The sequence below is a fragment of the Pseudomonas sp. B6(2017) genome, from assembly GCF_002112765.1.
Classification (GTDB): Bacteria; Pseudomonadota; Gammaproteobacteria; order Pseudomonadales; family Pseudomonadaceae; genus Aquipseudomonas; species Aquipseudomonas piscis.
Genome location: NZ_NEIQ01000006.1, coordinates 249,798 through 262,809 on the forward strand (window position 1 = coordinate 249,798; position 13,012 = coordinate 262,809).

Annotated in this window: 15 protein-coding genes; 9 read left to right on the top strand and 6 right to left on the bottom strand. The window is 66.5% G+C overall.

The annotated features are described in order from the left end of the window. Positions 1-273 precede the first annotated feature (273 nt). A complete protein-coding gene (locus CAG11_RS12375) occupies positions 274-1,143 on the top strand; it encodes an oxaloacetate decarboxylase (protein ID WP_031321513.1) in 870 nt (289 codons plus the stop codon). Between the two features lie 33 nt (positions 1,144-1,176). Here the strand turns inward: CAG11_RS12375 and CAG11_RS12380 are convergent, their stop codons facing one another. After that, on the bottom strand, positions 1,177-1,581 hold the full coding sequence (locus tag CAG11_RS12380; RefSeq protein ID WP_022643802.1) for a response regulator: 405 nt from the start codon (positions 1,579-1,581) through the stop codon (positions 1,177-1,179). A 164-nt stretch (positions 1,582-1,745) separates the two neighbouring features. On the opposite strand from CAG11_RS12380, the gene CAG11_RS12385 reads away from it, so the two are divergent. The 3 genes from CAG11_RS12385 (at position 1,746) to ppnN (ending at position 4,794) form a co-directional block, all read left to right on the top strand. Beyond that, positions 1,746-2,495, top strand: coding sequence for an NAD-dependent deacylase (locus tag CAG11_RS12385; RefSeq protein WP_085596554.1), 750 nt, complete (start codon positions 1,746-1,748; stop codon positions 2,493-2,495). 51 nt (positions 2,496-2,546) lie between these two features. Beyond that, positions 2,547-3,200, top strand: a complete 654-nt coding sequence (locus tag CAG11_RS12390; protein WP_085596555.1) for a suppressor of fused domain protein — start codon at positions 2,547-2,549, stop codon at positions 3,198-3,200. A gap of 220 nt (positions 3,201-3,420) precedes the next feature. Next, positions 3,421-4,794, top strand: a complete 1,374-nt coding sequence (gene ppnN, locus CAG11_RS12395; protein WP_085596556.1) for a nucleotide 5'-monophosphate nucleosidase PpnN — start codon at positions 3,421-3,423, stop codon at positions 4,792-4,794. A 58-nt stretch (positions 4,795-4,852) separates the two neighbouring features. On the opposite strand, the gene CAG11_RS12400 is transcribed toward ppnN, so the two are convergent. Continuing rightward, positions 4,853-5,878, bottom strand: a complete 1,026-nt coding sequence (locus CAG11_RS12400; RefSeq protein ID WP_256578566.1) for a hypothetical protein — start codon at positions 5,876-5,878, stop codon at positions 4,853-4,855. 135 nt (positions 5,879-6,013) lie between these two features. Here CAG11_RS12400 and CAG11_RS12405 point away from each other — a divergent pair, with 135 nt between their 5' ends. Next, on the top strand, positions 6,014-6,388 hold the full coding sequence (locus CAG11_RS12405; protein WP_085596558.1) for a DUF2784 domain-containing protein: 375 nt from the start codon (positions 6,014-6,016) through the stop codon (positions 6,386-6,388). Between the two features lie 132 nt (positions 6,389-6,520). After that, complete coding sequence (locus CAG11_RS12410) at positions 6,521-7,222, top strand: TetR/AcrR family transcriptional regulator (protein ID WP_085596559.1); 702 nt, start codon at positions 6,521-6,523, stop codon at positions 7,220-7,222. Here CAG11_RS12410 and CAG11_RS12415 read toward each other — a convergent pair. Beyond that, positions 7,219-8,040 (bottom strand): helix-turn-helix domain-containing protein, encoded by an 822-nt coding sequence (locus tag CAG11_RS12415; protein WP_103323883.1) that lies wholly within the window; start codon positions 8,038-8,040, stop codon positions 7,219-7,221. The genes CAG11_RS12410 and CAG11_RS12415 overlap by 4 nt on opposite strands. Before the next feature lie 16 nt (positions 8,041-8,056). Further along, entirely contained in the window at positions 8,057-8,515 is a 459-nt protein-coding gene (locus CAG11_RS12420; protein ID WP_053136225.1) for a GNAT family N-acetyltransferase, read from the bottom strand. Positions 8,516-8,656: 141 nt separating this feature from the next. Between CAG11_RS12420 and CAG11_RS12425 the strand changes: the two genes are divergently transcribed. After that, complete coding sequence (locus tag CAG11_RS12425) at positions 8,657-9,058, top strand: DUF6713 family protein (protein WP_085596560.1); 402 nt, start codon at positions 8,657-8,659, stop codon at positions 9,056-9,058. 13 nt (positions 9,059-9,071) lie between these two features. Next, on the top strand, positions 9,072-9,395 hold the full coding sequence (locus CAG11_RS12430) for a DUF2834 domain-containing protein (protein ID WP_085596561.1): 324 nt from the start codon (positions 9,072-9,074) through the stop codon (positions 9,393-9,395). A 9-nt stretch (positions 9,396-9,404) separates the two neighbouring features. Here the strand turns inward: CAG11_RS12430 and CAG11_RS12435 are convergent, their stop codons facing one another. Together CAG11_RS12435 and CAG11_RS12440 are read right to left on the bottom strand one after the other, a co-directional pair. Beyond that, on the bottom strand, positions 9,405-10,760 hold the full coding sequence (locus tag CAG11_RS12435) for an MATE family efflux transporter (RefSeq protein ID WP_085596562.1): 1,356 nt from the start codon (positions 10,758-10,760) through the stop codon (positions 9,405-9,407). A gap of 127 nt (positions 10,761-10,887) precedes the next feature. After that, positions 10,888-11,871 carry an MDR family oxidoreductase gene (locus tag CAG11_RS12440; protein ID WP_085596563.1) on the bottom strand — a complete coding sequence of 328 codons (984 nt, stop codon included), beginning with the start codon at positions 11,869-11,871 and terminating at the stop codon, positions 10,888-10,890. 200 nt (positions 11,872-12,071) lie between these two features. On the opposite strand from CAG11_RS12440, the gene CAG11_RS12445 reads away from it, so the two are divergent. Then, the gene (locus tag CAG11_RS12445) at positions 12,072-13,007 is read left to right on the top strand and encodes an ankyrin repeat domain-containing protein (protein ID WP_085596564.1); all 936 of its coding nucleotides are present in this window, start codon (positions 12,072-12,074) and stop codon (positions 13,005-13,007) included. Positions 13,008-13,012 lie beyond the last annotated feature (5 nt).

Genomic DNA, 13,012 nt, shown 5'->3' on the forward strand with positions numbered 1-13,012 from the left:
CAATGCCAGTCCGGCATAATGCTATGCAAATTCCTCATCCTCTACGGCCCGGGAGCGTGTTAGCCTCGTCCCGCTATGTCGGCCTCGCATAACAAACCCGCAGCTTCATTCAATCAAGCGGGATAAAGACGCCTTGCTACCCCCCTGCTTCACCTTCATCTGCCCAACCAACGTTTCGCTGCGAGCCTTTCGATCATCGGCTCGCCAAGGGAACTGATTGCAAAATTCGATTCGACCCGAAGGTCGATCTCTCGATCCCATCTCGGAGCTGTTATGTCCAGGCTTTCCCATCAAGATTTGCGCCGCGGTTTCCGTGAACTGATCGCCTCATCTTCCTGCTATCACACCGCTTCTGTGTTTGACCCGATGTCCGCCCGGATCGCCGCCGACCTGGGCTTCGAGGTCGGTATCCTCGGTGGTTCCGTGGCCTCGCTGCAGGTCCTGGCGGCCCCCGACTTCGCCCTGATCACCTTGAGCGAGTTCGCCGAGCAGGCCACCCGCATCGGCCGTGTGGCCCAGTTGCCAGTGATCGCCGACGCCGACCATGGCTACGGCAACGCCCTCAACGTGATGCGCACCGTGGTCGAGCTGGAGCGCGCCGGCATCGCCGCGCTGACCATCGAGGACACCCTGCTGCCGGCGCAATTCGGCCGCAAGTCCACCGACCTGATATCCGTCGCCGAAGGCGTGGGCAAGATCCGCGCGGCCCTGGAGGCCCGGGTCGATCCGGAACTGGCGATCATCGCCCGGACCAACGCCGGGATCCTGCCGGTGCAGGAAATCATCAGCCGCACCCAGCAGTACGAACGCGCCGGCGCCGATGCCATCTGCATGGTCGGCATCCGTGATTTCGAACAACTGGAGCAGATCTCCGAGCACCTGAACGTGCCGCTGATGCTGGTGACCTACGGCAACCCGGCGCTGCGCGACGACGCACGTTTGGCCCAGCTGGGCGTGAAGATCGCGGTGGATGGCCACGCCGCCTATTTCGCGGCGATCAAGGCCACCTACGATTGCCTGCGCGAACAGCGGCAGATCTTCACCCAGGCCTCGGACCTGAGCGCCACCGAACTGGCGCACACCTACACCCAGCCCGAGGAGTACATCGTCTGGGCGCGGGAGTTCATGAGCGTCAAGGAGTAACACCGGCAATTGGCCGGGGTGAGGCGCAACGCCTCAACCCTGGGCCGATTTCAACGCGCCTTCCACGCAATCCAGGACCTGGCCTATGGTCCAGGGCTTGCGGATGAAGGACACCGGATAGCGCACCCCGGAACTCTCGGGAGTCTCGTACCCCGACATCACCACGATCGGCATCCCCGGTAAGTGTTCGCCGCACAGGTTGCTCAGGCTTGCGCCATTGAGCCGGCCAGGCATGGTGATATCGGTCAGCAGCAGCGCCACGTCCGCGGCCCGTTCGTGGAGGAATTCCCAGGCCTGGTCGGCACTGTCCAGGGCCTGGGTGGCGTAGCCCTCGTCCTCGAGGATCTCGCACAGGAACTCCAGCACCGTCGGCTCGTCCTCCACCACCAGGATCAAGCGCCCGCAGGCGTCGCTATCGATGGGCGAAGCTGAATACATGGATCACACTCCCTGGCAAGTTGGATGGGCGAGCCAAGCCGCCGACACACTTATGAGCGAAGGCGCGAAGATAAATTCACTTGCCGCGACCGTCGGCGGATAATGCCAGCCCCGCACGCGCCACCCAAGTGGTGCCGTGGTTGAAAACGGAGGTGGTTCTTTCCATGGAGTTCGATCCCAAGCGACTGGCCCAGGCCAGGCACCTGGTGGTATTCAGCGGCGCCGGAGTCTCGGCGGAAAGTGGCATCCCGACCTTTCGCGATGCCTTGACCGGCCTCTGGGAAAACTTCGATCCGGCGCGCCTGGCCACGGTCCAGGCCTTTCGCGACGACCCGGCGCTGGTCTGGGGCTGGTACGAATGGCGGCGCCAGAAGGTGCTCGCGGCCCAGCCCAATCCGGCCCACCTGGCGATCGCCGAACTGGGCCGGCGCCTGCCGCGCCTGACCCTGATCACCCAGAACGTCGATGACCTGCACGAACGTGCCGGCAGCGTCGATGTGCTGCATCTGCACGGCAGCCTGCACAGCCCCAAGTGCTTCGCCTGCAACCGGCCCTTCAGCGGCGCGCTGCCCATGCCATCCGTGCCAGAGAGCGGCGCGCGCCTGGAGCCGCCACGCTGCACCGGCTGCAATGGCAAGCTGCGCCCCGGCGTGGTGTGGTTCGGCGAAGCGCTACCGGAGGCGGCCCTCAAGCGCGCCTTCCAGGCTGCCCGCGAGTGCGACCTGCTGCTGTCGGTGGGCACCTCCGGGCTGGTGCAGCCGGCGGCGCAGATTCCCCAGCTGGCCCTGCAGCAAGGCGCCTGCGTGGTGCATATCAACCCGCAGCCGCAACCCGGCAGCGCCCCCGGGGAATACCACCTGGTGGGCAAGGCCGGGCAGGTGCTGCCACAACTGCTACAGCAGGCCTTTACCTGATTTCCGGGGGGCCCGCAGTGGGCCACCCTCTGCTTTCAAGGATGTTTCAAGATGTCGGATACCCAAGACTTTTCATGGTTCGAAGCGGCCTGGGAACAGCGCGAGGAACAGATCTACCGGAGCTTGTTCGGTGACCTCGGCTCCGGGATCTACCCCCTGGACCCGAGCCTGTTCCGCGACGCCGAAGTCGATCCGCGCTGGCTGACCCATGGGGTCTTCGAGTCGCCCCCCAATGCCCGACGCGAGAGCTGGCTGTACGTCACCTCGGGCCTGTCCAATGCCTGGCACGCGGAGCAACCCGAGCCGGACGGCTGGTCCGGGATGGGTCGCGAGCTACTGCTGGAAACCCGTGAGCAATCGCCATGGGCGCTGTACCTGCTGCGCCACTTCTGCGCCTACCAACTGTTGTTGTCTGCCGGTCACTTCGGCGAGCGACCGCTGCTGGACGAGTGGGACCGCATGCGCCTGGGCAACCCCATCGACGGTGCCGGCAGCCTGGTCGAGAGCGTGCTGTTCATCGCCGCGCCGGGGTTTCCCGAGACCCAGCAACTGCTCTGCGGGCGTTTCGACTTCCTGCAACTGGTGGGCCTGACCGCAGCGGAACACACCTGGGCGCAGACTGAAGGCTACCCCGAGCTGCTCCAGCGCCTGACCCAGGCCGGTGCCTCGCCGGTGATCGATCCACGGCGCGCCAGCATCCTGTGATGCGCCCGAAACCCGGGGACAAGGGCACGCCTCATCATTTTTCCCGCCACGACGGGTCGTCATGAGGTAGATTCAAAGAGCGAACACCCTCGCAGCGATCGCCGCTTTCTTGCCCTGCCGCTGGAAACCAGCCCCCGGATACGGGCGGCCCCGTTCACTGCCCCGCTCTTTCGCGCCCCCGCCCCCGGGATCGGTGGCGCCGCTTTCAGGAAATGGATGAATGCCGCAAAGACATGTGATCAATGCTTCGGTCAGCCCGAAAGGCAGCCTGGAGACCCTCTCGCAACGTGAAGTGCAACAACTGAGCGCCGCCAGTTCCGGCAGCATCTACACGCTGTTCCGCCAGTGCGCCCTGGCCATCCTCAATACCGGCGCCCACGTCGACAACGCCAAGACCATCCTCGACGCCTACCACGATTTCGAAGTACGGATTCACCAGCAGGATCGCGGCGTGCGCCTGGAGCTGCTGAACGCTCCGGCCGATGCCTTCGTCGATGGCGAGATGATCGCCAGCACCCGGGAAATGCTCTTCAGCGCCCTGCGCGACATCGTCTACACCGCCAACGAACTGGACAGCCAGCGCATCAACCTGGAGAGCTCCCAGGGCATCACCGACTACGTTTTCCACCTGCTGCGCAACGCCCGCACCCTGCGTCCCGGCGTGGAGCCCAAGCTGGTGGTGTGCTGGGGCGGCCACTCGATCAACACCGACGAGTACAAGTACACCAAGAAGGTCGGCCACGAGCTGGGCCTGCGCAAGCTGGACATCTGCACCGGTTGCGGCCCCGGCGTGATGAAGGGGCCGATGAAGGGCGCCACCATCGCCCATGCCAAGCAGCGCATGAACGGCAGCCGCTACCTGGGCCTGACCGAGCCGGGCATCATCGCCGCCGAGGCGCCCAACCCCATCGTCAACGAACTGGTGATCCTGCCGGACATCGAGAAGCGCCTGGAGGCCTTCGTCCGGGTCGGACACGGCATCATCATCTTCCCCGGTGGCGCCGGCACCGCCGAAGAGTTCCTGTACCTGCTGGGCATCCTGATGCACCCGGACAACCGCGACCTGCCGTTCCCGGTGATCCTCACCGGGCCCAAGAGCGCGGCGCCGTACCTGGAGCAGCTCAACGCCTTCGTCCTGGCGACCCTGGGCGAAGCGGCCGGCCAGCACTACCAGGTGATCATCGACAACCCGGCCGAAGTGGCCCGGCAGATGACCGAGGGCCTGAAGACCGTCAAGCAGTTCCGCCGCGAGCGCAACGACGCCTTCCACTTCAACTGGCTGCTGAAGATCGACGAAGGCTTCCAGCACCCGTTCGACCCGACCCACGAAAACATGGCCAACCTGCAACTCAGCCATGCCCTGCCCCCCCATGAACTGGCGGCCAACCTGCGCCGGGCGTTCTCCGGCATCGTCGCCGGCAACGTCAAGGACCAGGGCATCCGCCTGATCGAGCAGAAAGGCCCGTACAGCATCCATGGCGACCCGGCGATCATGCAGCCGCTGGACCAGCTGCTCAAAGCCTTCGTCGATCAGCACCGCATGAAGTTGCCCGGTGGTGCCGCCTACGTGCCCTGCTATCGCGTGGTCAGCTGAGCCCCGAAACCCGCCCCACCGCCGCGCGTCAGCCCATGGCGCGCGGTTCGTACCTCGATCAAGGCACGGCGCCAACCTCCGCTGATTCGGTTGGCGACTGCAACTGGCCTTCGAGCTGGCGCCCGAGGTAATACACCCCGGCCATGACCCCATGTTGCGGATCATGCAGTTGCCTGAGCCAGGCCTGGTCGAATGCCTCGCCCAGGTCCCGGCGGGTCTGGGCTTGCAAGTCGGGCCGAGCGTCGTCCTGGACCAGCGCCCGGACGCCGGCCACCCCTACCGAGATCAACGCCCCGGCCACACGCCCTACTGCAGCGGCCACGGCACCGGCGACCCCACGCCCGGCGAACTGGGCCTGGAGTTTTTCGCTGGTCTGTTGTGCTACCCGGGGCACGCCCGAAATACCAGTGGCCTGCTCGGGCAGGCGTAGCTGCTGCAGCAACGGCCCGTAGGCCGGCAACCGGACGATCGGCTCGACCTGCAACAACTGGCGCAGGCTGGCCCGCTGGCTCGCCTGCGGTCCCAGGTCGATGGCCATGATTCCTTCCAGGTGCTGGTCCAGTTGCGCCGCCGGCAACTGCAGGCGGGTGCTGACCTGCGTCAGTTGCAGGCGCAGCTGCTGCACGTAGAACTCCATGGCCTGGGCGGTGATCTGGTCGGCATCGATCTCCAGCGCTACCGGCGCCAGCACCCGCTGCTGGTATTGCTCCTGCAGGTATAGCGCCAGGCGCCTGGCAGCCTGCTCGCTGTCGCCCCGGCTGTTGAGCGAATACCAACCAACCTTCAGCGCCAGCCACTCCTGGGTCCAGTAGCCGCTGAACCAGGGCAGGAAGTTTTCATCGGTCTGCTGATAGACCCGGGTCCGCCAATGCTCCATGGAACCCTGGGCGTAGACTTCGGCCTGTGCGGTGGCGCGAGCGGAGGCCTCCAGCAAGGCGCGGTCGACCTGGCGCCAGGTAGCCGGGGCCACCGGAGCCGGCGCCACGGGCTCGGGACCGCGGTTGGCGCAACCGGCCAACACCAGCAAGCCCAGGACGAACAACCAGGTTCGACCTCGACCGGCACCCAGCGCCTGTGAGCACACGGCACGTCCCTCCGCTATCGGCGGCGCCGCGCCCATCCGAGCCGCGCCGACCTTTTTCCAGTATAGGTAGCGCGACACAGGTATATTGCCCGCGCGCTCGCGCCATGGACCTGCCGCCCTGCCCAAGGAACCTTCATGCTCTACCGTATCGCCGCCGACAGCCTGGTGCTGTTCCACCTGTCCTTCATCCTCTTCGTACTGCTGGGCGGCCTGCTGGTGCTGCGCCAGCCACACCTGATGCTGCTGCACCTGCCGGCGGCGGCCTGGGGCGTGGCCGTGGAAGTCGGGCATCTGGAATGCCCGCTGACCCGCTGGGAGAACCTGCTGCGCCATGCCGCCGGACAACAGGGCTACGCCGCCGGATTCATCGAGCATTACCTGATCCCGCTGATCTACCCCGCGGGGCTGACCCCGGGCATCCAGTTGTGGCTCGGCGCCGTGGTGCTGCTGATCAACCTGTCGGTGTACGCCTGGCTGCTCCGATGCTGGCTGCGCCGGCGCCACGGCTGAAGCCCGCGGGGCCGGCCACTGGCCCCGATTTTCCGCACAACGCACGGGCAGGCCATCCAGGCCTGCGCAACTGGCACAGGCACGCCGCTATATAGTTTTGTATATTGCGCTATCGAATCACGAGATCGCCCCATGCCCGCCTCTCCCGCATCCCCGCAATCACGCCCGCAACCGCCGCCGCGCCGCGAACGCCAGTCGCGCATGCGCCATCGGCAGCTGATCCTCGACGCGGCCTGCAACGAATTCGCCGCCAAGGGCTTCAGCGCCTGCCAGACCCTGGACATCGCCCTGCGGGCCGGAGTCCCCAAGGCCAACCTGTATTACTACTTCCACACCAAGGAGAACCTCTACGCCGAGGTCCTCGAACCGTTGCTCGAGCCCCTGTGCCAGGCCTCGGCCCTGTTGGCCGCCAACGCCGAGCCGACGACCGCGCTCACCGCCCATATCACCGCGCGGCTGCGAATCGTGCAGGCATACCCGTTGCGCTCGAAGATTCTCTGCAGCGAACTGCTCCATGGTGCGCAGCAGTTGCCCGATAGCTGGCGCCAGCGACTGCATGCCCAGCAACAGAACGAAATCGCCTGCCTGCGCAGCTGGATCGAGGATGGCCTGATCCAGGCCGTCGCCGCGGAGCACCTGCTGCTGTTCATCGCAGCGACCACCCAGACCTACCCCACCCTCGGCTGGCAGATCGCCCTGATCCAGGGCCGTGGCGAGCCCAGCGACGCCGACTTCCAGGACGTCGCCAGGACCTTGACCCGGATGATCCTGGCCGGCGCCGTGGGCACTTCGGGCATGGGCCAGGACCGGCCGGCCCGGGCACTGGCGGTCTAAGGTTGCGCCAGCTGCGCGCAGGCCTCGCCCAGGGCCTGCCAGGTGGCTTCGTCGGCCGGGATCAGGTGTTCGATGCGCAGCGAGGCGACCGTGATGTCCTGGGGCATGCCGAAGGTGGTGAAGGTGGACAGGAACCGCAGTTCGCCCTGGGGCCCACGGACCCGAGTCAGCAACAGCGGCGCCGACACTTCGGCCGCATCCACCGCCAAAGGCACCGGCAGGGTCGCCAGCAGCGCCGCCAAGCCGGGAGCCTCGCCAGCCTCCCGGGATGCCCGTTGCCAGGCCACCTGGCGGATCTGCTCGGCATTGATCAGGCAATCACCCAAGCCTGCGGGCGCCAACAGCGTCACCAGCAGGTTGAAACCTTCGCCCAGTGCTTGCCGGGGCAGGCCCAGCAACTGGAACAGCGCCTGGGTCGCCCGATTGGCCGCCAGCACCTGCCAGCCGCTGTCGATGACGATCGCCGGCGCGGGGTTGTTGGCTTCCAGCAAATGCAGCAACGCCGTGCGCACCGGGGCCAACCCCGGATCGCTCAATGGCAGCGCGGCATAACGCGGCGCATAGCCGGCGGCGAGAAATACCCGGTTGCGCACTTCCAGGGGCGTTTCCAGGGTATCCAGAAGACGCTGCAACAAGGCCGGGCTGGGTTGTGCCCGACCGGTCTCGACGCAACTCAGGTGCCGTTGCGACAAGCCGGCCTGCAAGGCCAGGTCCAGCTGGCTCAGGCGCGCCTGATGGCGCAGCCGGCGTAATTGCATGCCTACGGCCTGCCGGTCGATGCGGGAATGCTCGAGGGTATCGGTCATGGAGACGGTCATCCGTTGCGCTCCGCCCTCAGCCCAGGGTCTTGCAGAAGATCAGCTCCGGATCCTGCTCGTCGAGGTTTTCGATCACCCCGCTGGGGTGGAACCCGGCCTTGGCGATCATGGCCCGGGAGGCCTGGTTCGACTGGTTGCAAGAGATGAACAATCGTGGGGTACGACACGCCTGCTCGGCAGCCAGGAGCAAGCGCAGCGCCACCCCCTGGCGTTGCTGCCAGGGGGCCACGGCCACCAGCGCGACGAAGCCGTATTCGAAGAAATCATGGTTGAGCAGCAGGTAGCCAACCACCTGTCCCTGCGCCACCTCGACCCAGCCCTCGCCCCGTGCAACGGCTTGGTCGACCTGCCGCCCCCGGGCCGGATGCTGGCGGGCGTAGGGATCGCACTCGAGCATGGCCGGCACGTCCGTGGGGTCGGCCAGGCGAATCGTTCGGCCAGCGCCGGCTGCTGGGTTCGGCTGGTGGTTGCTCATGGTCGTTCGGTCCTTGAAGAGAGGGGCACGGGCTTTAGCACAACGCATCGGTGCGCGGCTGTCTATGACCTGCGGGGTCATTGAGTGGCGCAGCGCTCGCCACTTAGCCTGTTTGCCTGACGTTGTTCAAGGAGTTTTACCGTGAAAACCACCTTCTGGATGCTCTGTGTCGCGCTGTTCGCCGGCCATGAACTGGACGCCGTGGCCCAGGCCGAATGGCGCCTGCTCTATGGCCTGCGCGACCTCGAGCCAGCGCCGGCCCAGCAGTTGTTCATCGCCTTGCACGTGCCCCTGGGCCTCGCCTTGATGGCCCTGGCCGGACACCCTCGGGCCCGGCTTCGACGCATTACCCGACAGGCCCTGGCCGGATTCGCGGTAATCCATGCCGGGCTGCATTACCGCCTGCAAGAGCACCCGCTGTACCTGTTCGATTCGCTGCTGTCCCAGGGGCTGATCCATGCCTGGGCGGCTGCCGGCCTGGGCTACCTGCTGCTGGACCTGGGAACCCGGCATCCGCGATTCGCCAATGCCCACCGCCCCTGATCGAGGAACACTCATGCCCCGCCCCTACCCCGCGCTCCTGGCCTTGCTGGCTTTCAGCGGCTACACGCTGTTCACCCTGATGCAGGCCGAGCAATCGCTGCTGCAGTTCGGCTTGCAATTGCTGTCGCGCCCGGACACCGCACAAGTGGTGATCGACCTGTACCTGATGGCCATCCTGGCCGGACTGTGGATGCTGCGCGACGCCCGCGCCCGAGGACGATCGGCGAGTTCGGTATGGCCCTACCTGCTGCTCACCGCCGTGTTCGTCTCCATCGGCCCGCTGCTGTACCTGGTGGTCTGCAACTGGCGGGACCAACGCCAGCCCGGGAACGGCTGACGCCGGGGCTCAGATCAGGCGCTGGATCTGCTTGTGGCGCCAGACCAGCTTGAAGTAGCTGACCTGCAACACCAGCATCGCCAGGTAGGCCACCGGGAACGCCATCCACACCCCTTGCAGGCCGAACTGCGCATCCAGCAAGTAGGCCGCCGGCAACTGCACCCCGAGGATGCAGAAGATCGAGATCGCCACCGGCATCAGCACCGTGCCGCTGGCACGCATGATGCCGCCGACCACCGCCTGGAAGCCGAACACCAGCAGGCTCCAGAGCATGATGTGCAACAGGTGCCCCGCCTGGACCAGGGCCGCCGGGTCGATGATGAACAACCCCAGCAGCCAGTGGGAAACCAGGTAGCCCAGCAGCACCAGGGCGCCGGTCAGGCACAGATTGATCAGTAGCCCGGTGCGCAGGATCGGAGTGATGCGCTGCAGTTGTCCGGCGCCGATGGCCTGGGCCCCGAGGATCGAGGCGGTGATGGCGATCGACAGCGCCGGGAACTGCACGTAGTTGACGATCTGGGTCACTGCGCCATAGGCCGCGGTGGCCTGGGAACCGTGGTGGTTGACCAGCGCCAGGATGACCAGCTCCGACAGCGAGATCACCACCATCTGCACTCCGGTGGGCAGGCCGATGCGCAGCACCTTGGCCAGGATCGCCCGGTCCAGCTTCAACGCCGCGAACAGCGCCCGATCGAAGGCCAGCGGATGGGGCTGGCCCCGCAGGCGCCAGACCAGAAAGCCCATGGCGATGATGTTACTGGCCAGTCCGGCGAAGGCCGCACTCTGGATCCCCAGGGGCGGCAAGCCCAGCCAGCCCTGGATCAGTGCCGGGGTCAGGAGCAGGCCCACCAGGGTCGAGACCATCAGCGCCAGCAAGGGCGACAGGGTATCGCTGACGCCTCGCAGCAACTGGGTGAAGAGCACGAAGACCAGCAGCAACGGCAAGATCAGCATCATCACCCGGGCATAACCCACCGCGTCATCCAGCACGTCCGCCGGCGTGCCCAGGCCCTGCAGCACCGGCCGGGCGAAGAGCATGCCCAGCACCGCTCCCACCAGGCCGATCATGGCCCCGAGCAACAGGGTGCTGCCGGCCACCGACTTGACCGCATCCAGCTCCCGGGCGCCCCAGGCCTGGCCGATCAGCACCGAGGCCCCCGCACCCAGGCCGATCACCAGGGCGATGAAGAAGAACAGGATGGGAAACATGCCCGACACGGCCGCCAGGGCCTGGGTCCCCAACAGCTGGCCGATATAGATGCCATTGAGGGTGCCGGAGAAAGACTGCAGGAAATTCGACAGCACCATGGGCAGCAGGAAGAGCAAATACACCTGCCAGAGCGGTCGCTGGGGGGCAATGGACATGGAACGGGCAACCTCGAATCAGGGCGATGAAAAGGGCCACGGGGCCCGGGTATGACCGACCGCGATTATCAGGCTCGACGGTTCGGCAGGCGCGCGGGATGGCCGCACGCGCTATGGCCAGTGCCGGTCAGCGGTTCACGTTGACCACCACCCGCCCACGGACCTTGCCCTCGAGCAACTCGGCGGCGACACCGATGGCCTCGCCCAGCGCCACTTCGCGGGTGATCAACTCCAGGTGCTCGAGGTCGACCTCGGCGGCCAACCGCTGCCAGGCATGGACCCGCTCCTGGTATGGCCGGGTCACGCTGTTGATTCCCAACAGGCTGACTCCACGCAAGATGAAAGGTGCCACCGAGGCCGGAAAATCCATGCCCTGGGCCAACCCACAGGCGGCCACCAGGCCATCGGCGGCGGTACCGGCGCAGACGTTGGCCAGGGTATGGCTGCCCACCGAATCGATGGCCGCCACCCAGCGTTCCTTGGCCAGTGGTCGTCCCGGCTGGGACAGCTCGGCACGCTCGATCACCTGGCAGGCCCCCAGTTGCCGCAGGTAACCGGCCTCTTCCGGGCGGCCGGTGGCCGCGATCACCGAGTAGCCCAGGCGTGCCAGCAAGCTCACGGCAAAGCTGCCGACCCCGCCACTGGCGCCGGTGACCAGCACCTCGCCCTGCCCCGGGCGCAGGCCGTTACGTTCCAGGGCGATCAGGCACAGCATGGCGGTGTAGCCGGCCGTGCCGATGGCCATGGCCTGGCGCGGGGTGAAGGCTTGCGGCAGGTGGATCAGCCAGTCGCCCTGCACCCGAGCCTTCTGCGCCAACCCGCCCCAATGACTTTCGCCCACGCCCCAGCCATTGAGCAAGACCTGGTCGCCTGCCCGCAAGCGAGGGTGGCTGCTGGACTCCACGGTGCCCGCCAGGTCGATGCCGGGGACCATGGGGAACTGGCGCACCACCGGGCTCTTGCCGGTGATCGCCAGGCCGTCCTTGTAGTTCAACGTGCTGTAGGCAACCTGCACACTGACCTCGCCCGGGGGCAGCCGGGCGTCTTCCAGCTGCGTCATATCGGCGCGATAACCTGCAGTGTCTTTGTCGATCACAATGGCGTTGAACATCCGGGACTCCTGCTTGGAAAGTGGTCTGTCGGCAACGGGCAAAGGCCGGGGGCACCAGCGCGGCACAGGGACATGCCGGCGAAGGCGCCATCCTACGCAAGGCCCCGCGTAGCGTCCACGTTGACACCGACATGGCAAACCCGGGCATCGCGGCGTTACCATTGCGCCCGAGTTTTTGTTGATCGAACGGATTCCCGACCTTGTCCCACCTTCTGGAAAAAGCCGCTGCCCGTGGCGACCTCGCCGCACTGACCCGCCTGCTGGATGCCGGCGCAGACATCGAATGGAAGCACAAGGGAACCGGCCGCACCGCGCTGCTGGCGGCCACCATCGCCGGCCGCCTGCCCGCCGTGGCATTGCTGCTGCAGCGTGGCGCCAACCCGCAACAACCCTGCAAGGCCCTGGGCTACAGCTCGCTGTCCTGGGCTGCCGGCAACGGTGCTTGCGCCATCGCCAAGCTGCTGATCGAACACGGCGCAGCCCTCGACCAGGTCTCCCCAGACCTGCGGCGCAGTGCCTTGATGAATGCCGCCCAGGGCGGCCACGCCGAGATGGTCAGCCTGCTGCTGCAGGCCGGGGCCGATGCCCAACTGCTGGACTTCCAGCAGCGCAACGCCTGGTCCCTGGCCGAAGACAAGGGCCATGGGCGAATCATGCAGTTGCTGGCACAAGCCGGTGCCGGGGAACAGCCTCCAGCGCAACCGTCCCCGTACCTGCCGTGGCCGGATCTGCCGGCCGATGCCCACAGCAGCAGCGACCCGATCACCCAGGTGCGAGCCTATACCTTGGCCGTGGAGGCCTGGGAACGGCGCGGCAAGGCCCAGGCACGCGACGGCCTGGACCAGGACTTCTGGGCCGAGCCCCGGCAGTTGCTGGAGCGCTTCTGCACCCTGCGCGACAGGGCCTATACCCGCGCCTCCTATGGCTCGCCCACCACCTACTCGAAGGACAACGAACTGCTGGCCTGCCAGCTGCTCAAGCCGAGCCAGGCCGAAGTGCTGATCCGCGACCCCGCTTCGCGCAGGCTGCGCTACGAGTATCGTTTCCTGGTCAAGCTGGCGGGCGGGCAATGGCGGATCGACAACGTCAAGCGGCGCCTGGCCGGCACCGAGAAATGGGAAAACACCATTCTTTGAATCGC